Annotated in this window: 17 protein-coding genes; 12 read left to right on the top strand and 5 right to left on the bottom strand. The window is 67.5% G+C overall.

The genetic code is table 11. The features are described 5' to 3' along the window. Window positions 1-15: 15 nt before the first annotated feature. Window positions 16-696 carry an NYN domain-containing protein gene (locus tag ACJH6I_RS07825; protein WP_244872895.1) on the bottom strand — a complete coding sequence of 227 codons (681 nt, stop codon included), beginning with the start codon at window positions 694-696 and terminating at the stop codon, window positions 16-18. Window positions 697-710: 14 nt separating this feature from the next. Continuing rightward, the gene (trmB, locus tag ACJH6I_RS07820) at window positions 711-1,514 is read right to left on the bottom strand and encodes a tRNA (guanosine(46)-N7)-methyltransferase TrmB (RefSeq protein ID WP_371824503.1); all 804 of its coding nucleotides are present in this window, start codon (window positions 1,512-1,514) and stop codon (window positions 711-713) included. A 110-nt stretch (window positions 1,515-1,624) separates the two neighbouring features. Here trmB and ACJH6I_RS07815 point away from each other — a divergent pair, with 110 nt between their 5' ends. The 3 genes from ACJH6I_RS07815 to ACJH6I_RS07805 all read left to right on the top strand — a co-directional run bounded on the left by ACJH6I_RS07815 (window position 1,625) and on the right by ACJH6I_RS07805 (window position 6,562). Beyond that, window positions 1,625-2,620, top strand: a complete 996-nt coding sequence (locus ACJH6I_RS07815; RefSeq protein WP_212807939.1) for a hypothetical protein — start codon at window positions 1,625-1,627, stop codon at window positions 2,618-2,620. Between the two features lie 216 nt (window positions 2,621-2,836). Beyond that, complete coding sequence (locus ACJH6I_RS07810) at window positions 2,837-4,666, top strand: phosphoenolpyruvate carboxykinase (GTP) (RefSeq protein ID WP_212807940.1); 1,830 nt, start codon at window positions 2,837-2,839, stop codon at window positions 4,664-4,666. A gap of 612 nt (window positions 4,667-5,278) precedes the next feature. Beyond that, on the top strand, window positions 5,279-6,562 hold the full coding sequence (locus ACJH6I_RS07805; RefSeq protein WP_212807941.1) for a sodium:proton exchanger: 1,284 nt from the start codon (window positions 5,279-5,281) through the stop codon (window positions 6,560-6,562). On the opposite strand, the gene ACJH6I_RS07800 is transcribed toward ACJH6I_RS07805, so the two are convergent. Next, complete coding sequence (locus ACJH6I_RS07800; protein ID WP_212807942.1) at window positions 6,463-8,172, bottom strand: GMC family oxidoreductase; 1,710 nt, start codon at window positions 8,170-8,172, stop codon at window positions 6,463-6,465. The two genes, ACJH6I_RS07805 and ACJH6I_RS07800, sit on opposite strands and share 100 nt — an antisense overlap. Window positions 8,173-8,439: 267 nt before the next feature. Here ACJH6I_RS07800 and fadD4 point away from each other — a divergent pair, with 267 nt between their 5' ends. From fadD4 to ACJH6I_RS07765, 7 genes are all read left to right on the top strand, one after another. Continuing rightward, window positions 8,440-9,957, top strand: a complete 1,518-nt coding sequence (gene fadD4 / locus ACJH6I_RS07795; RefSeq protein WP_212807943.1) for a fatty-acid--CoA ligase FadD4 — start codon at window positions 8,440-8,442, stop codon at window positions 9,955-9,957. Window position 9,958: 1 nt separating this feature from the next. Next, window positions 9,959-10,942, top strand: coding sequence for a MaoC family dehydratase (locus tag ACJH6I_RS07790; RefSeq protein ID WP_371824504.1), 984 nt, complete (start codon window positions 9,959-9,961; stop codon window positions 10,940-10,942). Between the two features lie 19 nt (window positions 10,943-10,961). Beyond that, window positions 10,962-11,993, top strand: a complete 1,032-nt coding sequence (locus tag ACJH6I_RS07785) for a CdaR family transcriptional regulator (protein WP_212807944.1) — start codon at window positions 10,962-10,964, stop codon at window positions 11,991-11,993. Between the two features lie 214 nt (window positions 11,994-12,207). Further along, window positions 12,208-12,765, top strand: a complete 558-nt coding sequence (locus ACJH6I_RS07780) for a nuclear transport factor 2 family protein (protein ID WP_318984801.1) — start codon at window positions 12,208-12,210, stop codon at window positions 12,763-12,765. Next, window positions 12,758-14,440 carry an AMP-binding protein gene (locus ACJH6I_RS07775; protein ID WP_406783906.1) on the top strand — a complete coding sequence of 561 codons (1,683 nt, stop codon included), beginning with the start codon at window positions 12,758-12,760 and terminating at the stop codon, window positions 14,438-14,440. Before ACJH6I_RS07780 ends, ACJH6I_RS07775 begins: the two co-directional genes overlap by 8 nt. Window positions 14,441-14,451: 11 nt before the next feature. After that, on the top strand, window positions 14,452-16,002 hold the full coding sequence (locus ACJH6I_RS07770) for an FAD-binding protein (protein ID WP_406783905.1): 1,551 nt from the start codon (window positions 14,452-14,454) through the stop codon (window positions 16,000-16,002). A 43-nt stretch (window positions 16,003-16,045) separates the two neighbouring features. Continuing rightward, on the top strand, window positions 16,046-17,191 hold the full coding sequence (locus tag ACJH6I_RS07765) for a Rieske 2Fe-2S domain-containing protein (protein ID WP_406783904.1): 1,146 nt from the start codon (window positions 16,046-16,048) through the stop codon (window positions 17,189-17,191). 81 nt (window positions 17,192-17,272) lie between these two features. Here ACJH6I_RS07765 and ACJH6I_RS07760 read toward each other — a convergent pair whose 3' ends face one another. Both ACJH6I_RS07760 and ACJH6I_RS07755 read right to left on the bottom strand, forming a co-directional pair. After that, window positions 17,273-17,542, bottom strand: coding sequence for a hypothetical protein (locus ACJH6I_RS07760; protein ID WP_020103427.1), 270 nt, complete (start codon window positions 17,540-17,542; stop codon window positions 17,273-17,275). A gap of 271 nt (window positions 17,543-17,813) precedes the next feature. Next, complete coding sequence (locus ACJH6I_RS07755) at window positions 17,814-18,731, bottom strand: alpha/beta hydrolase (RefSeq protein WP_406783903.1); 918 nt, start codon at window positions 18,729-18,731, stop codon at window positions 17,814-17,816. 110 nt (window positions 18,732-18,841) lie between these two features. Here ACJH6I_RS07755 and ACJH6I_RS07750 point away from each other — a divergent pair, with 110 nt between their 5' ends. Together ACJH6I_RS07750 and ACJH6I_RS07745 are read left to right on the top strand one after the other, a co-directional pair. After that, window positions 18,842-20,329 carry an amino acid permease gene (locus tag ACJH6I_RS07750; RefSeq protein WP_212807951.1) on the top strand — a complete coding sequence of 496 codons (1,488 nt, stop codon included), beginning with the start codon at window positions 18,842-18,844 and terminating at the stop codon, window positions 20,327-20,329. Between the two features lie 44 nt (window positions 20,330-20,373). Next, window positions 20,374-21,732, top strand: a complete 1,359-nt coding sequence (locus ACJH6I_RS07745; protein WP_406783902.1) for a WS/DGAT/MGAT family O-acyltransferase — start codon at window positions 20,374-20,376, stop codon at window positions 21,730-21,732. Window positions 21,733-21,843: the final 111 nt, after the last annotated feature.

Genomic DNA, 21,843 nt, shown 5'->3' with positions numbered 1-21,843 from the left:
CATCTGTAGTTTTTCCTAAACGCGCGAGCTCAGCAGCGCGGACAACGGCCGGAAGGGCTGCAGCCAGGCGCCCTGTTCAGGCAGCGAATCCAGGCCGATTCGCGGCAGCGGCTCCCGGAAGACACCAGGGATGTCTTCCAGGTCGACGAAGTCCAAGGTATCCGACGCTAACGCCCAACTGGCATGTTCGCGAAATCCGACCACGGTCGCGGGAGTGCCGTCGTGGGCGATGTCCTCGAGCGGTTGGCGGAACGCCTGGCCGTCGGCCGAGGCCACATAAATGCCGGCCAGACCCTCGCTGCGGCGCAGCGCGATGTGGGCCAGCATGTCGCTGTCGACGTCGCTGTCCTCGTCGGTCTTCGGCTTGGCGAACACCGCGAAACCGACGTTCCGCAGGGCCTCCACCCAGGGGCGCACGACGTCGGCGCTACCGGGTGCGATGTTGGTGAAGACGGTCGCCTCGGGCTCCAGGGACACCGGCGGCTGGTCCGGTCGCCGGCCGTTCGCGATCTCGTTGGTGCGGGCCAGTAGCCAGCGGCCCAGCGCGTCGAAGCGGGGCCGGTGGGCGGCCGTCGGCCGGCCGCCGAGGATCGACCCGAGGCCCATGTCGAGGTTCGGTGCGTCCCAGACCAGCAGCACCCGGTGCGGCCGGGGTCCCGGCGGCGGGGTGGGCGGGTAGGGCTTCACCTGTGGAATGGCCTCGGTGATCGTCACTCGGGCTTCTCCCAGATGAGTTCGGTGATGGGGCTGCCCATCCGCATGCCGCGCGCCTCATATTTGGTCGTGGGGCGTCGCACCGAGATCGGCAGGTCGGCATCGGCCGACGTGCGCTTCAGGGTCGGCTCGGCGTCGCCGACTTCGGCGATCTGCACGGCGTAGTCGGCGTGGTCGGTGGCCGCGTGCAGGATGCCGCCGGGCTTGAGGCGGCTGGAGATCAGCGCCACCGTCTCGGCCTGCAGGAGCCGGCGCTTGTGGTGGCGGGCCTTGGGCCAGGGATCCGGGAAGAACACGCGCACGGCGGTCAGGGTGCCCGGCGCGATCATGTGTTCCAGCACATCGACGCCGTCGCCGCGGACGAATCTCACATTCGTCAGGCCGGCCCGGTCGACGCCGCCGAGCAGCTGCGCCAGGCCCTTGCGGTAGACCTCGACCGCGATGACGTCGAGGTGTGGTTCCTCCTGCGCCATGGCCAGGGTCGAGATGCCGGTGCCGCTGCCGATTTCCAACACCACCGGCGCGGTGCGGCCGAACCAGGCGGCGGTGTCGATGAGGCCCGCCGCGGTGCCATCTTCGGAGCGGGCGACTTTGCCCAGCTCAGGCCAGCGCCGGTCCCACGTGCTCTGCTGTCCGGTGGACAGGGTCGACCGGCGGGACCGGAAGCTGGTCACGCGGCGATGCTGGTGGGTGGGTGCGGCGGTGGTTTCGGTGGCCGGCTCGTTTTCGGCCGCCGAGGCGCCGGCCGACGAGGCAGCGTCGTCCTCGCGCTGGGCATACATTCGTCCATCGTCTCTCATCCGGCTGTGAGAGCCCGCATCGTGGTGCAGATTGATACCCAACAGTTGCCTGGAAAACGGCGTCGGCCGGACCCGCGCCGAGGTGCGACGATGGCATCCGGGGGTAGGTGGTGTCAGGGGATCTTTGGCAGCGGTTCACCGCGGAGCTGCAGCGGTTGACGAACGACGTGCCGGGCCTGGCGCATGTTGTCGCGGGCCCCGAACCGGACGACGCCGCCGGCCGGTACCGGTCGATATGTGCAGTGCTGAGTGAAATCGCCTGGACGGCAAACGAATTGGATGACGATCGGGTGCACCGGTGGTTGGCCTCCGATGCGATGGCGGCCCTGCGTACGGCCGCGGCGACGGCAGCGCTGACAGCCGACGGCCTGGTTGTCGAGGCCGCCATGGACCCCGACGCCCAGCTGCGGCGGGCGCTGCACTGGCGCCGTCACGGCCGTCGCACCACCACCGACCTGCACCGACGCTGCGCCGCGGACCTCACGCGCGGGTCATTGCGGCTACTCGCACGTGCGGGAGTGCGACGCGTGACGTCTCGACTGGAACTTCAGCGCATCCGGCTGGAGCTGCTTCGCGAGTCCCGCCGGCAGTACGGCGACCTGCACGCCGAACTGCTCACTCGGGTGCCGTCCCGGCGGCTCGCGACCGGGAATTTCGAAGCCCGCGTCCGCGAGCGGCTGGTGGAGCAAGCTGCGCGGATTCGCGACGAGACCACGTTCGCGCTCGGCGCTCCCAAGGCCGACGGCCGGTGGCCGGCACCCGGCATCCCGGGGCCGGTGCTGGCCCAGCGCCCGGACGAGGTGTGGTTGGGCCTCGTGCTGGGCGCGGGTTTCGGCCTGGGCGCGGCATTGGGGCTGGCCAGGGTGATGACTGGGCTGGCCGGCGTGCCCGACGGCATCGGCGGCGGCGTGGGGCTGGTGCTCGGTCTCGCGCTGACGGCGGCGGTCATCGCGGGCCGCGCCCGGCTGCATCGGCGGGCGGTGCTGGACCGGTGGGTCGGGACGGCCGTCGCGGCGGCACGGCAGGCGAGTGAAGAGGAACTGGCGTACCGGTTACTGGAGGCGCAGGCGGTGATGGCGTCCGCACATCACAAAACGAAAAATTGACCGCTTTACGAATTGTGCCCACCGAAGCGCTCGCGCTACTGACGGGTAACCGGCAGTTGGCGCCCTCAAACGCGTTACCTGCGGGTTCGGGACCCGTGATTGGGCTTTCTGAATCGTTCTTGTGAGAGATCGGACAGCAGCCCGATTGTCCACTTGTATGTCACTCACGTTAACCTCTAAAGAGGTATAGCTGCGATTTGCGAGCAGGAGAATTTGATGACCTCAGCGACCATTCCCGGTCTCGACGCCGCACCGACCAATCACGCCGGGCTACTCGCCTGGGTTCGTGAAGTTGCGGAGCTGACTCAGCCCGACCGGGTGATGTTCGCCGACGGCTCGGCCGAGGAGTACGACCGTCTCGCCGCTCAGCTCGTCGAGGCCGGCACCTTCCAGAAGCTGAACCCGGAGAAGCAGCCGAATTCCTATCTCGCACTGTCGGATCCGTCGGACGTTGCTCGCGTCGAGTCGCGGACCTTCATCTGCTCGCAGCGCGAAGAGGACGCCGGGCCCACCAACAACTGGATGGATCCCGCCGAGATGCGCGGCATCATGACCGACCTCTACCGCGGCTGCATGCGCGGCCGCACCATGTGGGTCGTGCCCTTCTGCATGGGCCCGCTGGACGCCGAGGATCCCAAGCTCGGCGTCGAGATCACCGACTCGGAGTACGTCGTCGTCTCGATGCGCACCATGACGCGCATGGGTGCCAAGGCGCTGGCCAAGCTCGGCGACGACGGCTTCTTCGTCAAGGCGCTGCACTCGCTCGGTGCACCGCTGGAGCCCGGCCAGAAGGACGTGCCGTGGCCGTGCAATGACACCAAGTACATCACCCACTTCCCCGAGACCCGCGAGATCTGGAGCTACGGCTCGGGCTATGGCGGCAACGCGCTGCTGGGCAAGAAGTGCTACTCGCTGCGTATCGCCTCGGCCATGGCGCACGACGAGGGTTGGCTCGCCGAGCACATGCTGATCCTCAAGCTCATCTCGCCGGAGAACAAGGCGTACTACATTGCCGCGGCGTTCCCGTCGGCCTGCGGCAAGACCAACCTCGCGATGTTGCAGCCCACCATTCCGGGCTGGCGCGCCGAGACCGTCGGCGACGACATCGCCTGGATGCGTTTCGGCAAGGACGGCCGGCTGTACGCCGTCAACCCCGAGTTCGGCTTCTTCGGCGTCGCGCCGGGCACCAACTGGTCGTCGAACCCGAACGCCATGAAGACCATCGCCGCCGGCAACACCGTCTTCACCAACGTCGCCAAGACCGACGACGGTGACGTCTGGTGGGAAGGCCTCGAGGGCGAGCCGGAGCACCTCATCGACTGGAAGGGCCAGGACTGGATCCTGCGGGAAACGGAGACCAAGGCGGCGCACCCGAACTCGCGCTACTGCACCCCGATCTCGCAGTGCCCGTCGGTCGCCCCCGAGTGGGACGACCCGCAGGGTGTGCCGATCTCGGCGATCCTGTTCGGCGGCCGCCGCAAGACGACGGTGCCGCTGATCACGCAGGCCCGCGACTGGCAGCACGGCGTCTTCATCGGCGCCACCCTGGGCTCCGAGCAGACCGCCGCCGCCGAGGGCAAGGTCGGCACCGTGCGCCGCGACCCGATGGCCATGCTGCCGTTCCTCGGCTACCACGTCGGTGACTACTTCCAGCACTGGATCAACATCGGCAAGAACGCCGACGAGTCCAAGATGCCGAAGATCTTCTTCGTCAACTGGTTCCGCCGCGGCGACGACGGCCGCTTCCTGTGGCCGGGCTTCGGTGAGAACAGCCGCGTGCTGAAGTGGGCCATCGAGCGCATCGAGCACCAGGCCGAGGGCAAGAGCACCCCGATCGGCATCGTGCCGACCGCCGCTGACCTGGACCTGGAGGGTCTGGACGTGTCGGCTGCCGACGTCGACGAGGCGCTGGCCGTGCGTGTCGACGAGTGGCAGAACGAGCTGCCGCTGATCGAAGAGTGGTTCGAGTTCGTCGGCGAGAAGCTGCCGACCGGCATCAAGGACGAGTTCGACGCCCTCAAGCACCGCTTGGCTGAAGAGGCCTAAGAGCTCCCTCGCACAAACACACGACCCCCGGTCTCCCAGGAGATCGGGGGTCGTGGGTTTTGGGGCGATCCACCGCGAATGTGCGTCCAGATCGCGGATCGGGTGGCGGAGACGCGCTACGTGCACACTCGCGGCGTAACAGGCGAATATCTGCCTGCGACGCGACGGCTTTCCCGCTCGTCCGCGAGGTCGAATCCGGTCCGGGGCGCAGCAGCGAAGTACCTAGCGTCAATCATGGCCTGCAGAACTGCCGGTGATTGAAGCCAAGTACTTTCTCCGGGCGCTAGCGGTCCCTTAGTTCAATCGACACCGGCAATGGCGGTCATGATTGAAGCCACGTACTTTGCCTCGGGACCCGGCACTGACGCCGGTCCTGAAGGCAACCAGGGGTCCAGGCTGGGTCGATGACTGTCAGGTTCGGCGCCGTGAATGGCTCGTTGAGGACTCGACGGCTTCCCGCCACAAATGATCTTGATTAGCCACACAATCGAGTTAGGGTAACCGAACTCAAAACGTCCAGCACGCTGACCAGCAAATTCAGCGTCACAAGCCGAACCAATTCGTAGCAACGCTAAGTTGCTGGAACGGTTTTGGGCGGCTAGCGTCAGCGGCGTGACCAGCACCCGATCCGCCGGCCCGACCACGCGTCGGCCGCTTGCGCGATCCCTGCTGCTGGCCGCTGCGTTCGTTCTCCCGGCGGTGGCGCTGCGTCTCGCGGGCGTCCACCCGAACCCCGTCGTCTCGCTGTTGGCATTCGGCGCGGCTGTCGTCGCCGCCAGCTTCGTGCTGGCCTGGGCGGCCGAAGCAGCGCAGGTCGACGTGTCCGGTGGCCTCGCCATCGCCGTTCTGGCCCTGATCGCGGTGCTGCCCGAATACGCCGTCGACCTCTACTACGCCTACGTCGCCGGCCACAACGCCGAGTACGTGCAATACGCCGCCGCCAACATGACCGGCTCCAACCGGCTGCTCATGGGTATCGGCTGGCCGGTCGTGGTGATCGTCGGTCTGTACGTCGCGCAGCGGATGTCGGCCGGCAAGAGCAGCAAACCGATGTTGTCGCTGGAACCCGGCAACCGCGTCGAGCTGGGCTTCCTGCTCATCGCCGGACTCGTCGCGTTCATCATCCCGACGACCGGCCGCATCCACCTGGTGCTCGGCGTGGCACTGCTGGCCTGGTTCGGCTTCTACCTCTACAAACTGACGCGCGGGGAGCCGGAGGAGCCCGAGCTCGTCGGTACTGCCGCGGCCATCGGCGCGCTGCCCGACCGGGCTCGCCGCATCACCGTCGTGACGTTGTTCGCGGTATCGGGTGCGGTCATCCTGATGTGTGCGGAGCCGTTCGCGAACAGCCTGGTCGACGCGGGCACCGAGCTGGGTGTCGACCGCTTCCTGCTGGTGCAGTGGCTCGCGCCGCTGGCCTCGGAGGCCCCGGAGTTCATCATCGCGACCATCTTCGCCGCGCGAGGGAAGAGCACCGCGGCCATCGCGACCCTCATCTCATCCAAGGTCAATCAGTGGACGCTGCTGATGGGCTCGCTGCCCATCGCCTACCTCGCCGGCGGTGGCGGCACCGAGCTGGTTCTCGACGGCCGGCAGGTCGAGGAGGTGCTGCTGACGGCCACCCAGACCATGATGGGCGTCGCGCTGATCCTGTCGCTGCGGTTCCACCGGGCGACGGCGTGGCTGCTGCTGGCGCTGTTCGTGGTGCAGTTCCCGATCACCTCGACCACCGGCCGCCTGGTGCTGTGCGGCGTCTACGGCGCGCTGACGGTGGTGGGCCTGATCATCAACCGTCGTCACATCGTCGCGACGCTGCGGGCGCCGTTCAGCGCCGGCGACAACGACGTCGACGGGGTGCGGTTCGACGGCCGGGAGTTGTCGATCGTCGGTCGCTGACCGCGGTGACGAGCGGCGCGAACCGGCGAGTCCAGGATGAGGTCCGCGGCGCGCGCGGCCATCGCCATGGCAGGCGCATTTGTGTTGCCGGACAACATGATCGGCATGATCGACAGGTCGCCGACCCGTAGGCCGTCGATGCCGCGGACCCGCAACTGGTCATCGACGATGTCGTCGTCGTCCGGTCCCATGCCGCAGGTGCCGATCGCGTGGAAACCCGTCAGCCCCTGCGTCATCGCGGCGTGCAGGAGTTCATCGTCGGATTGGGTGTCGGGGCCGGGCGTCAGCTCCGTGGCGATGAGGTCGGCAATGGGCGACTGCTGGAACACCTCGCGCATGGCGCGCAGGACCCCGATGGCGGCGGTCCGGTCGTGGGCGGTGGCCAGATAGTTGGGGTCGATCATCAAAGGGTCGCCGGGGTCGGGTGAGCTGATCCAGACGCTGCCCTCCGACGTCGGGCGCAGAATCTCACCCATACAGGACACGCCGGGCAGACGCTCGACGGTGCCGCCGGCGCCGGCCAGTGTCAGCGCGGTCACGAGCATCTGACCGTCGACGCGGGGCTGGTCGGGGGCGGTCTTGAAGAACGCGAGCACGTCGCCGGTCGGTGCGGCCAGTGGTCCCCGGCCGGTGGCGGCGTATCTGACGGTGGACCGGACCTTGCCGCACGTCGTCGACAGGTGGCGGTTGTGCCCGATGTTCCGATTGAGCCGGTAGGTGTTCACCAGGGTCCGGTGGTCGCGCATGCGCCGCCCGACGTTCGAGCGTTCCAGGTAGCGCGGCACGCCGGCGGCCGCGAGTACTTCGCTGGGCCCGATTCCGGAGAGCTGCAACAGTTTTGGTGATCCGAGCGCGCCCAGCGTGAGGATCACTTCGCGATTCGCCCGCACCACCGTCGTGAGTCCGTCCATCCGGAGCCTCACCCCCGTGGCGCGGCCCCGGGTGAACTCCAGTCGCTCTGCCGTGGCGCCGGTGAGCACCTGCAGGTTGGGGCGGGCGCGCACCGGGTCCAGGAATGCGGTGGCGGCGCTGACCCGTCTGCCGTTGTAAATGGTTGCGGGCGAAAGCCCGATGCGCGGCTCGTCTGTTTCGTTCAGGTCGCAGAGGGGCCGCAGGCCCAGGCGGGTACCGGCGGCGATCGTCGTCAGCGCGAGCGGGTCGGGGTCGCGGACGACGCTGATCGCCAGTTCGCCGCCGAACCCGCGCGTGGACGACTGACCGATGGTGTTGTGTTCGAAGCTTCGGTACGCGGCGAGGATGTGGTCCCAGCCCCAGCCGGGATTGCCCAGCTGTTCGAGCTCGTCGAAGTCGGCTTTCTGGCCGCGGTTGTAGACCATGCCGTTGACCGAGCTGGACCCGCCGAGGACCTTGCCGCGTGGCCACAGTTCGGTGGTGCCGTGCGGTCCGAGGGGAATGGTCTGGTGCTGCCAGATGTACCGCGGGTCGCCGAACAAGCGGCTGCCGAGTTTGGGGACGCGAAGGTAGGGGCTACGCGCACGGCCGCCGGCCTCGATGAGGAGTACCCGGTTGCGGGGATCGGCGGACAGGCGATTGGCCAGCACGCACCCCGCCGTCCCGGCGCCCACCACGAGGTAATCGAATGTGGCCATCGCGACCTCCGGTCGGCGTCATCAAAACTTTGCCAAAACTACAGTCGCAAGCTCACGACATCGACAGATAGTCGCATAGATCTGCAAAATATGTCGATTCAATCTACTTCTGGCGATTAGCTGAGAGTTTGCCAAAATTGCAGGGATGGCAGAATATCGGCCGTCTGCCGAGCGTTGCCGACCGCCGTCAGGTGGTTGTCGACGCCGCAGAATTCGGCACACCCACCTTCTTGACAGGTGTCAAGTCACCTGTCGTAGAGTGCCGTCATGCAGATTCGCCAGCACGTGGGCAGCGGGAAACCGGCCGTGATCTTGCACCCGTCCGGCACGGTGGTGACGTTCGACGAGTTGGAGGCCCGAGCCAACCGGCTGGCGCATCACTTCCGGGCCAACGGGCTCGCCGAGGGTGACGTCGTTGCCATCCTGATGGAAAACAACGAGCACATGCATGCGGCGATGTGGGGCGCGCGGCGCAGTGGCCTGTACTACGTGCCGATCAACATTCACCTGACACCCGCTGAAGCCGCCTACATCATCGAGAACAGTGGCGCCGCCGCGGTGATCGGTTCCGCGGCCCTCAGTGACACGTGTGCCGGCTTGGCCGAGCACCTGAAGGGTGGGCTGCCCAAGCTGCTCATGATCGCCGACGGTGAGCTGCCAGGCTGGGATCGCTACCCGGAATGCGTTGCGGCCTATCCCGATACGCCGATCGACGACGAGATCGAAGGCGACCTGCTGCAGTACTCGTCGGGCACGACGGGGCGCCCGAAGGGCATCAAGCGCGAGCTGACGCATCTGCCGCCGGCCGAGGTGCCCGGGCTCATGAAGATGCTGATGAGCTTCTGGCTCCCCAAGGATGCCGTCTACCTGAGCCCGGCGCCGCTGTACCACACCGCGCCCTCGGTGTGGTCGATGCAGATTCAGGCCGAGGGCGTCACCACGGTCGTGATGGAGAAGTTCGACGCCGAGGGCTGTCTGGACGCCATCGCGCGCTACGGCATCACGCACGGCCAGTTCGTGCCCGTGATGTTCACCCGGATGCTGAAACTGCCGCAGTCCGTGCGGGATTCGTACGACCTGTCGTCGCTCAAGCGCGTCATGCACGCCGCTGCCCCGTGCCCGGTGGAGATCAAGAAGCAGATGATCGACTGGTGGGGCCCGATCGTCGACGAGTACTACGCGTCGTCCGAGGCCATCGGCTCCACGCTGATCACGGCCGAGGACTGGCTGATCCACCCCGGGTCGGTCGGCAAGCCCATGCTGGGCGTCCTGCACATCCTCGACGAGGACGGCAACGAGCAGCCGCAGGGCGTACCGGGCGAGATCTATTTCGAGGGCGGGAACACCTTCGAGTACCTGGACGACGCCGAAAAGACCGCGGCTTCAAGGGATGCGCACGGCTGGGCGACCGTCGGCGACATCGGCTACCTCGACGAGGACGGCTACCTCTACCTCACCGACCGCCGGCATCACATGATCATCAGTGGCGGTGTGAACATCTATCCGCAGGAAGCGGAGAACGTCCTCGTCACGCATCCCAAGGTGATGGACGCCGCGGTGTTCGGTATTCCGGATGCCGAGATGGGCCAGAGCGTGAAAGCGGTTGTGCAGACCGTGGATCCGGCCGACGGCACCGAGGAGTTCGGTGCGGAGCTGCTGACCTGGTTGCGGGACCGGCTGACGCACTACAAGTGCCCGCGGTCCATCTCCTTCGAAGCGCAATTACCGCGGACCGACACGGGCAAGCTGTACAAGCAATCGCTGATCGAGAAGTACTCTGTGTGACGTGCCCACTGGCGGACCGTTTTTCGAGGACCTCAGCATAGGTCAGGTCTTCGACTGGGCGCCCGGCATGACGCTCACCGACGGTGCGGCGGCGGTACACCAGGCCATCGTCGGTGACCGGATGCGGCTGCCGTTGGACGCCGCTCTGGCCGCCGCGGTCACCGGATCACCGCGGGCGCTGGCGCACCCCGCGCTGGTGTGCGACATCGCGATCGGTCAGTCGACGCTGGTGACCCGACGAGTCAAGGCGAATCTGTTCTACCGCGGGCTGCGGTTCCACCGCTTCCCGCACATCGGCGACACCATCACCACCCGCACCGAAGTCGTTGGGCTCAAACAGAATTCAGTCAAGCCGGGCCGGCCGCGTACGGGGCTGGCGGCGCTGCGCATGATCACCATCGACCAGGACGGCCGCACGGTGCTCGACTTCCACCGGTGCGCCATGCTGCCCCTGCGCGACGACGCCGACGACACCGGCCACGCCGACGACCTCAGCACCATCGGCAGTGCCACGCCCGGGCTCCCGGACCCGACTTCGGAGTGGAATGCCGACGCGTGGCGCTCGGGGGCGCCCGGCGAGAATTTCGATCCGGAGCTCGCCGGCCAGGTGTTCACCAGCACGGCCGACGTCGTCAGCAGCGCCCCGGAACTGGCCCGCCTGACCCTCAACGTCGCTGCCACGCATCATGATTCGCGCGTGGCCGGCACTCGGCTGGTGTACGGCGGGCACACCATCGGCCTGGCGCTTGCCCAGGCCACCCGGCTCCTGCCGAACATCGTCACCGTCCTGGGCTGGGAGTCCTGCGACCACACCGGCCCCGTGCACGAGGGCGACACTCTCTACAGCGAGTTGCACGTCGAGGCCGCGCACGAGACGCCGGGCCGCGGCGGGACACTCGATCTGCGGTCCGTGGTGTTCGCGGTCGACGCCGACGGACCCGACCGGCAGGTACTGGACTGGCGGTTCAGCGTCCTGCAGTTCTGAGCATTGTCAGAATGGCGGCGTGAGCGCGTTGCGGTTGTCCGATCTGGGCAGTGACCCGGAGTCGGTGCTGCGGCTGGTCCGGTTTTTCGACGACCTCGATGCCTCGGGTGTCGACGGGGTGCTGGAGGCGGCGCAGGTCGTCGCCGGGTGTCCCGTCCACGTGCGGTGGGACGGCTCGGCACCAGAGGTCTGGCTGGAGCGCGACGCCCCGGCCCACCCGTTGGACGGCGTCCTGCTCGACCGGGTGCGGCACACGCTGGGTGACATCGGCGCCCGGGTGCCGCCGAGCTTCGGTGACCCGGCGCTGGTCGAGGTGGTGCTGTCGAGCCGGGAGCGCCCGGAGGACCGGGCGCGGGCGATCAGGCTGCTGGGGCTCGACGAGTCCCGCGAGGTCAGGGTGCTGGCGGTGTCGGCACAGTCGTCGCCGGAAGCCCTGCGAGTCATCACGTCGGCCCTGACCGCGGTGTCGGTGCGGACCGCGGACCTGGGCACCGCGACGGCGGTGGTGTGCCAGGGCCGGACCGACACGCGTGCGCTGTCCGACGAACTGGACCAGGCGATCGTCACGGCATTCCCGGCGCCGTTACCGGTCGGCGCCGACCGGGGGCCGTGGGTCGGTCTCGGGGCGGCTGGCGGCGTGTTCGCGGCGCCGACCTCGTGGTCCCAGGCGCTGCGGGCGCTGCGCTTCGCGTCGTCGACCGGTTTCGGGCGGCGTGCCGTCGCCTACGAGCGGTTGAGCGCGCTCGAGCTGCTGGCCGAGCTGCCGCCCGAGGCCACGCGCGGCAGTCACGCGCTGGCCCGCATCAACGAGATCGCGGCGACACCCACCGGCCGGCTGCAGGTCGAGACGGCCGAGGCGTTCTGCGTGTTCGGTTCGCTGCGGCGGACGGCCGAGGAGCTGCACGTGCACCACAGCACCGTGGCGGCGCGGCTGGCGCACATCGAATCCCAGCTGGGCTGGGATATGGACGATCCGCTGGACCGGTTCTCGGCGACCCTCGTGCTGATGATCCGCCGGATCGCGCTGTCGTCGGCGGAGCTGACGGACTGAATGGCGCGCGAGCGTGCAGCTAGATCGCCGATTTTCGAGATCTCGCTCTCTGGCTGCACATTCGCGGGTAGTCGCCGCGCTCGGCCGACGATCGTCGGGAAATATCCCTCCAAGACGCGACGTATGTCGGATGACCCGACATCGTTGGGTTCGTGATGATGGCCACACAAGCGTGAACAGCCCACGCTCAGTCACAGACTCAAGGAGTACCCACATGGCCGTCATCGACCCCACCAAGACCTGGGAACTGGTGGAGGAACGCCTGTCGCGCACCACGAACGAGCGCCACCGCCAGGTGCTGGGCATCGTGCTCGAACACATGAAGGCGGAGGCCGTGCCGGACATGGATCGTCTGATGGCCACGTTGTCCCCGAAACCGGATTACCACTTCTGGTACGCCAACACCGACATGGGCCCGAAGACCACCGAAGGCGTGCGCGCCTATTACGAGGCGTTCGTGGCCAGTGGCGCGAATCATCTGGTCTTCGAGGTCGATCGCCTCGCCGTCGACGATGATCTGGTGATGACCGAAGGCTGGATGAAGATGATCTACCCGGGCGCGTCCGCGCAGGCCATCGGTGTGGACGTCGACGACCCGAACGGCGACTACCTGCTGGTGTTCCGTCAGCTGATCAACTGGCCGATCGACGCCGACGGCCTGATCATCGGCGAGGACGCGTATCAGACCGGCCCGGTCAGCGTCACCAAGCTCGGTGTGGCAGACCTGCCGCAGGCGTACATCGACCAGAAGGCCGCCGCCGCCAATGCCTGAACGCCGCGAGGACATCGCAGCCCTGCTGCTCGACCGCCTCGGCGATGAGCGGCTGGGGCTGCGGACCCGGGACCAGGACTGGACCTGGGACGAGGTGGTCCGCGAGTCCGCTGCCCGCGGCGCGTACGCCGCCGAACTGCGGGCTGACGGGCCGTTTCACATCGGCGTCCTGCTGGACAACGTGCCCGACTTCATCTTCTGGTTGGGCGGCGCCGCGCTGTCCGGGGCCACGATCGTCGGCATCAACCCGACGCGCGGCAACACGGAACTGGCCGGCGAGGTCCGCCATGCGGACTGTCAGCTGATCGTCACGGATTCGGCTGGGCGGGAACGGCTTACGGGCCTCGACCTCGGGCTGACGCCCGACCGCATCCTCGTCGTCGACGACCCCACCTACCAAGAAGCGATTTGTGCACGAAAATCCGCGGCCGGCGCGGAAAATCGTGCACAAATCGCTGTGGCAGACGGCGTCGGCGCCGAAACGCTGATGCTGCTGCTGTTCACCTCCGGCACGACGGGCGCGTCGAAGGCCGTCAAGTGCAGCCAGGGCCGCCTGGCGTGGATCGCCTACTCGGCCGTCGACAAGTTCAACCACGTCCGCGACGACGTCGACTACTGCTGTATGCCGCTGTTCCACGGCAACGCCATCATGGCGCTGTGGGCGCCGGCGCTGGCTGTCGGCGCGACCGTCTGCCTGACCCCGAGCTTCTCGGCGTCCGGCTTCCTGCCCGACGTGCGGTATTTCGGTGCGACGTTCTTCACCTACGTCGGCAAGGCACTCGGCTATCTGCTGGCCACCCCCGAATTGCCCGACGACGCCGACAACCCGCTCAACCGCGGGTTCGGCACCGAGGCCTCACCGGAGGACCAGGCCTACTTCAAGCGCCGGTTCGGCGCGGAGCTGTACGAGGGGTACGGCTCCAGCGAGGGCGGCGGCGCCGTCGTACTCGACCCGAACCAGCCCGAGGGGGCACTCGGCCGTCCCGCCCATCCGGGTGTCGCGATCGTCAACCCCGAAACGATGATCGAGTGTGTCCCGGCGGTTTTGGACCGGCACGGCCGCATCCTCAACCCCGACGACGCCGTCGGCGAGATCGTCGACAAGCTCGGCACCAAGAAGTTCGAGGGCTACTACAAGAACGACTCCGCCGACGCCGACCGCATCCGAAACGGCTGGTACTGGACCGGCGACCTGGGTTACCTCGACGAGAACGGCTTCATCTACTTCGCCGGCCGGCGCGGGGACTGGATTCGGGTCGACGGCGAGAACACGTCGGCCCTGTCGATCGAGCGTGTGCTGCGGCGCCATCCCGAGGTGATCGCCGCCGGGGTATACGCGGTGCCGGACCCCCGCTCGGGCGATCAGGTGATGGCCGCGATCGAGGTCGCTGACCCCATCCTGTTCGGCGTCGACAAGTTCGTGCAGTACCTGAACGACCAGGACGACCTCGGCAAGAAGGGCATGCCGCGGTTCCTGCGGATCTCGGATTCGTTGCCGGTCACCGGCTCCAACAAGGTGCTCAAGCGCGAACTGCAGGCGGACAAGTGGCACACCGACGAACTGGTGTACCGCTGGGTGGGTCGGGGCGTACCGGTTTACGGCCTGATGTCGGACGATGCCAAGCGCGCGTTGGACGATGAGTTCACGCAGTACGGACGGCAGCGATACCTATAGGGAGTTTGGGCATGACGGACTGGGACTCGACGGTTGACGTGCTGGTGGCGGGCTCTGGTGGCGGTGGCGTCACCGGCGCCTACACCGCCGCGCGTGAGGGACTCGAGGTGCTGCTGGTCGAGGCCACCGACAAGTTCGGCGGCACCACTGCCTACTCCGGTGGCGGTGGCGTGTGGTTCCCGTGCAACCCCGTGCTGCAGCGGGCCGGCACCGACGACACCATCGAGGATGCGCTCGAGTACTACCACGCCGTCGTCGGCGACCGGACGCCGCGCGAGCTGCAGGACACCTACGTCCGCGGCGGCGCGCCGCTGATGGAGTACCTGGAAGCCGATCCCAACATCAAGTTCGACATGCTGCCCTGGCCCGACTACTTCGGGAAGATGCCCAAGGCCCGGCTGGACGGTCAGCGGCACGTCGCGGCCCGTCCGCTGAAGATCGAAAAGGCGCCTGAATTCAAGGAATTGGTGCGCGGCCCGCTCGACAACGACCGGCTCGGCGTCCCGCAGCCCGACGACTACTTCATCGGCGGCCGGGCGCTGATCGCCCGCTTCCTGGTGGCGCTGAAGCAATACCCTTCGGCGACAACACAACTCAACACCGCACTGGTCGAGCTGGTCACCGAGGACGGCGCCGTCGTCGGAGCTGTTGTCGAGACCGACGGGGTCCGCAAGGCGATCAGGGCACGCAAGGGCGTGCTGCTCGCGGCCGGCGGCTTCGAGGGCAACGACGAGCTGCGGCACAAGTACGGCGTGCCCGGCGAGGCGCGAGACACCATGGGGCCCTGGGGAAATCTGGGTCAGGCGCATGAGGCGGGCATCGCCGTGGGCGCCGACACCGATCTGATGGAGCAGGCGTGGTGGTCACCCGGCCTGACCCATCCGGACGGTCGCAGCGCGTTCGCGCTGTGGTTCACCGGCGGCATTTTCGTCGACCAGGACGGCAAGCGGTTCGTCAACGAATCCGCGGCGTACGACCGCATCGGCCGCGTCGTCGTGGACCGGCTGGCCAAGGGCGAGATGACGTTGCCGTTCTGGATGATCTACGACGACACCGATGGTGGGGTGCCGCCGATCAAGGCGACCAACGTGTCGATGGTCGAGACCGAGAAGTACGTCGATGCCGGGCTGTGGCACACCGCGGACACCCTGGACGAGCTGGCCGTCAAGATCGGTGTCCCGGCCGAGCAGCTCGCCGCGACCGTCAAACAGTTCAACGAATACGCCGACGCGGGCTCCGACCCCGACTTCAGCCGCGGCGACGAGGCCTACGACCGTGCCTTCTCTGGCGGCGCCTGCCCGATGGTCCGGATCGACAAGGCGCCGTTCCACGCTGCCAAGTTCGGCATCTCCGACCTGGGCACCAAGGGCGGCCTGCGCACCGACACCACCGGTCAGGTGCTCGACACCGCCGGCAACCTGATTCCCGGGCTGTACGCGGCGGGCAACACCATGGCCGCGCCGAGCGGCTACGCCTACCCGGGCGGTGGCAACCCGATCGGCACCAGCATGGTGTTCTCCCACCTGGCGGTGCTCGATATGGTCAAACGAGAGTCTTCGTAAGGGTCCTGGTTCCAGGGCTCGGCGAATTCGAAAGGGGCACAAGATGACTGAGGCCGAGGTCCGGCATATCGATGCCGGCGTCGAGATGACGCGGTTCGCGCGCGGCTGGCACTGCATCGGGCTGGCCGAGTCGTTCCGGGACGGAAAGCCGCACTCGGTGCAGGCGTTCGGGACCAAGCTCGTGGTGTTCGCCGACTCCACCGGCGCCATCAAGGTGCTCGACGGGTACTGCCGCCACATGGGTGGTGACCTGTCGCAGGGCACCGTGAAAGGCGACGCGGTGGCGTGCCCGTTCCATGACTGGCGTTGGGGCGGGGACGGCAAGTGTCAGTTGGTGCCGTACGCCAAGCGCACGCCGCGGCTGGCCCGCACCCGCGCCTGGCAGACCACCGAGGTCAACGGGCAGCTGCTGCTCTGGCACGACCCCGAGGGTTCGACGCCCGGGCCGGAGCTGACCCCGCCGACCATCGAGGGTTACGAGGAGGGCCAGTGGTCGCCGTGGCAGTGGAACTCGCTGCTGATCGAGGGGTCGCACTGTCGCGAGATCGTCGACAACAACGTCGACATGGCGCACTTCTTCTACATCCACCACGCCTACCCGACGTACTTCAAGAACGTCATCGAGGGCCACACCGCCAGCCAGTTCATGGAGTCCAAGCCGCGCCCGGACTACGCGACCCGTGAGCTGTGGGACGGCACCTACCTGCGCTCGGAGGCGACGTATTTCGGGCCGGCGTACATGATCAACTGGCTGCACAACGATCTGGCCCCGAACTTCACGGTCGAGATCGCGCTGATCAACTGCCACTACCCCGTGACGCATGATTCGTTCGTGCTGCAGTGGGGAGTGGCGGTGCAGAACAATCCGGCGTTGCCGGCGGACAAGACCGAGAAGCTGGCGGCGTCGTTGAGCCGCAGTTTCGGCGACGGCTTCATGGAAGACGTCGAGATCTGGAAGAACAAGACGCGCATCGAGAACCCGCTGCTGACCGAGGAAGACGGTCCGGTCTACCAGCACCGCCGTTGGTACGAGCAGTTCTATGTCGACGTCGCCGACATCAAGCCCGACATGGTCGCCCGCTTCGAGCAGGAGGTCGACACCACGCACGCCAACGACCTGTGGCGCGAAGAGGTCGCCAAGAATCTGGCCAACCGCACTCCGGTCGGCAAGGCACACGCCGTCCAGTAGTCGCCGAAAAGCACTGAGCCGCTCTCGTTTTCGAGGGCGGCTCAGTGGTCAGATCGGGGTGTCGGACTCAGCGGGCGGGGCTCAGCGGGCCGGGTGCGCCTGCGGGCTCTGCACGATGGCGGCCAGCTGGCCCAGGTTCTGCAGCTTGTCCATGTCCGGAGCGGACGGGACGGGGACCGCGGAGAACGCGGGCAGCACCGGGTCGGCCGGCTTGTCCTGCAGCATGCCGAGGGCCATGTAGCCGGCCACGCCCAGACCTGCTGCCGTCAGCACCACCACAGCGGTGGAACGCCGGAACAGCTGCCGCAGGGGGCCGATGTTTTCGGTCGTCTGATGGGTCAGGGTGGTCATTGCCGTGCCTCTTCTCGGTGAAGATCACGACCGAGGTGGTCGTTGGTCTGTTCAACAACCATGCGCCCCGAAATGCTTCCCCGCAAGGGTTTATTTGATCGGCTAATATTTCAAAAACCACGCATGACCTGCATAAACATCAATTAGATAGTATAATCTAAGTAACGAAGATCACGTTCGCGCGGCAGCTGGCGGGCGGGATCGTCAGTGCCGCAGCGGGTTGCGGCAGCCGCATCGGCGGTGCCGGCGCGCGATGAGTTAGCCGTCGGGGCTAGCCGACGACCGCCGGGTTCAGCAGCGGCCGCAGGAACTCGACCTGGCTGGCAAAGAACGCCCGGGCCACCTGGGTCTTGGCGGCGACGCCGTCGAACCCGTGATAAGCGCCCGGCACCACTTCCAGTTCGCACGGCACGCCCGCCGCCCGCAGCCGCTCGGCGTACTCGACATCCTCGTCGTGGAAGACATCGAAGGTCCCGACCCCGACCCAGGCCGGCGGGAGACCGGACAGGTCGGCGCGCCGGGCGGGGACGGCCACCGCGGGGTCGGCGCCGCCAAGATACGCGCGCCAGCCGAAGCGGTTCGACTTCTGGGTCCACAGCCGGTGCCCCGGATGGTCCAGCCCGGGCCGGCTACCCGACCGGTCGTCGATCATCGGATATACCAAAAGCTGTGCTGCCAGGGGTATTTCACCGCGGTCATGCGCCAGCTGGGCCAACGCCGCGCTCATGCCGCCGCCGGCGCTGGCGCCGCCGACCGCCACCCGTGCCGGGTCGACGGCCGGCAGGTCGACCAGCCAGCGCAGCGCCGTATAGCAGTCCTCTAGCCCGGCCGGATACGGATTGTCGGGCGCCAGCCGGTATTTGACCGCGGCCACGGTGATGCCCAGGGCGTCCGCGAAACGCCGGCACAGCGCGTCGTCCTGCGCCGGGCTGCCGATGACGTAGCCGCCGCCGTGAATCCACAGCAGCGCGCCGCCCCGGTCCGCGCCGGTGGACGGGCGGTGCAGCCGGATCCCGACGCCCGACGGCAGGGTCAGCACCTCGACGTTGTCGGGGGTGCGGCGTTCCTGCAGGTCGGACAGTACGCGGACGAAGCGGAGGTTCCACGGCGTGATGGGACTACGCGGCATGAACCGTGCGGCCCGCGCCAGCTCGGGGTGGAAGTCGACTGTTTGCGAGAGGCCCGGCATTCAACCGACATTACTGATCGGCGCGCGTCAGGGCGGGACACGCTTGCAGTTCACACACAGGAAACTCGTTGTCCTGCGCGAAACTGAGCATCAGTGTTCACTGAAACGCTATGACTTCCACGCCGCACAAGCATGCCGAGCCGCCCGGTCTGACGGCCGAGGACGCGGGCTACCACCACACCCTCAAACCGCGTCAGCTGCAGATGATCGCGATCGGCGGCGCCATCGGCACCGGCCTGTTCCTGGGTGCCGGTGGCCGGTTGCACAACGCGGGGCCGGGGCTGTTCCTCGTCTACCTGATCTGCGGCGGGTTCGTCTTCCTGATCCTGCGGGCCCTGGGCGAGCTGGTGTTGCACCGGCCGTCGTCGGGGTCGTTCGTGTCGTACGCGCGGGAGTTCCTCGGGGAGAAGGCGGCTTATGTCGCCGGCTGGATGTACTTCCTGAACTGGGCCATGACGTCGATCGTCGACTCGACCGCCATCGCCACCTACTTCCACTACTGGTCGGCGTTCGACGCGATCCCGCAGTGGCTGATCGCGCTGATCGCCCTGGCCATCGTGCTGAGCATGAACCTGATCTCGGTGACGCTGTTCGGCGAGCTCGAGTTCTGGGCGGCCCTGATCAAAGTCGTGGCGCTGGTGACCTTCCTGGTCGTCGGCACGGTGTTCCTCGCGGGCCGTTTCAAGGTCGACGGTCAGTCCACCGGCTTCAGCGTCATCGCGGACCACGGCGGCCTGTTCCCGACCGGCCTGCTACCACTGGTGGTGGTGACCTCGGGCGTCGTCTTCGCTTATGCCGCAGTCGAACTCGTCGGCACCGCGGCGGGTGAGACGGCAGAACCGCACAAGATCATGCCGCGCGCCATCAACTCGGTGATCTTCCGCATCGCGCTCTTCTACGTCGGCTCGCTGGTGCTGCTCGGCCTGCTGCTGCCGTACTCGGCATACAAGCCGGGGGAGAGCCCGTTCGTCACGTTCTTCTCGAAGATCGGTTTCGAGGGCGCCGGCACCCTGATGAACGTCGTCGTGCTCACGGCCGCGTTCTCCAGCCTGAACGCCGGGCTGTACTCGACCGGCCGCATCCTGCGCTCCATGGCGATGAACGGCAGCGCCCCGAAGTTCACCGGCGTCATGTCGAAACGTGGTGTGCCCTATGGCGGTATCTGTCTGACCGCCAGCATCGGCCTGCTCGGTGTCGTGCTCAACGGCGTCGTGCCGGCGCAGGCCTTCGAGATCGTGCTGAACATGGCGGCGCTGGGCATCATCGCGTCGTGGGCCACCATCGTGATCTGTCAGTTGCAACTGTTCCGCTGGTCGCAGCGCGGTGAGATCGCCAGGCCGGCGTTCCGGATGTGGGGCGCGCCGTACACCGGATACGCCACGCTGGCGTTCCTGGCCGCGGTGCTGGTGCTGATGGCGTTCGACAAGCCGGTCGGCACCTGGACGGTGGCGACGCTGGTGCTCATCATCCCGGCACTGATCCTGGGCTGGTACGCGGCGCGCGGCCGGGTCCTGGCGATCGCCAAGGAGCGCGAGGGCTTCACCGGCCAGTTCCCGGTGGTCGCCAACCCGCCGCCACCGGGCGAACGTCAACCTTGACGCGTTGAGGTTTACCGCCGGCCGATTAGGGGTTTACTTGGCTGGTGGAGATCATGTCGCCGACCGATGCCATGTTCCTGCTCGGCGAGTCGCGGGAACACCCGATGCACGTCGGCGGACTGCAGCTGTTCACCCCGCCGGAGGGCGCCGGGCCCGAGTTCATCCATGACCTGCACCGGGACATGTTGGCGCACACCAACTTCAACCCCACCTACCGCAAGCGCCCGGCGCGGATTCTCGGCGGCATCGCCAGCTTCGGCTGGACGTATGACGACGACATCGACGTCGACTACCACCTGCGTCGCTCCGCGCTGCCCACGCCGGGACGGATTCGTGAGCTGCTCGACCTGTGCGGGCGGCTGCACACCAGCCTGCTGGACCGGCACCGCCCGCTGTGGGAGACGTACCTCGTGGAAGGCCTTGACGACGGCCGGTTCGCGATCTATTCGAAGGCACACCACGCGCTGCTGGACGGGGTTTCCGCTCTCCGGATGGCGATGCGCACGCTGTCCGACGACCCGTCCGAGCAGGAGGTCCGGGTGCCGTGGGACCTACCGTCCCGCAAGCGTGCGCCGAAGCAGAGCCCGTCCCTGATCGGTTCGGCGGTGGGCACCGTCGGCGCGGCGGCCGGTCTGGCGCCATCGGCGTTCCGGGTGGCTCGCGCGGTGTTGTTGGAGCAGAACCTGACCCGGACGTTCAGTGCGCCGAAGACGATGTTCAACGTCAAGATCGGTGGCGCCCGGCGGGTGGCGGCGCAGTCCTGGCCGATCGCCCGGATCAAGGCCGTCAAGCAGGCCGCCGGCGGCGTCACCGTCAACGACGTCGTACTGGCCATGTGCGCCGGTGCGCTGCGGGCCTACCTGCTCGAGCAGAACGCCCTGCCCGACGCGCCGCTGATCGCGATGGTCCCCGTGAGCCTGCGGTCCGAGGCCGACGCGGATGCCGGCGGCAACCAGGTCGGCGCGCTCCTGTGCAACCTGGCCACCGACGTCAAGGATCCGGCGACGCGGCTGCAGACCATCGCCGACTCGATGCGCGGCAACAAGCAGGTGTTCTCGGGGCTGTCGAAGACGGAGTCCATGGCCCTGTCGGCGCTGCTGCTGTCCCCGATCGCGCTGTCCGCCGTGCCGGGTTTCGTCGACGCCACCCCGCCGCCGTTCAACATCGTCATCTCGAACGTGCCGGGGCCGCGGGTGCCGATGTACTGGAAGGGCGCCCGGCTCGACGGGAACTATCCGCTGTCGATCGCGCTCGACGGGCAGGCGCTCAACATCACGCTGGTCAACAACGGCGACAACCTCGACTTCGGGTTGGTCGGCTGCCGGCACAGCGTGCCGCACCTGCAGCGACTGCTGGGCCACCTCGAAGACTCGCTGACGGACCTGGAGGCGGCGGTCCGCTAGCCGCCGAACGTGAAGAAGATGGCGACTTTTCGCGCTCAAAGTCAATCGATTAGTGCAACGTGGCTAGGCGGCTTGGTTCAAGAGCGCGGCTAGGCGTTGGGCTGGGGTGTC

Origin of the sequence: Mycobacterium sp. SMC-13 (assembly GCF_045311035.1) — a bacterium.
Classification (GTDB): Bacteria; Actinomycetota; Actinomycetes; order Mycobacteriales; family Mycobacteriaceae; genus Mycobacterium.
This window is presented reverse-complemented; position numbering and strand designations above follow the sequence as displayed.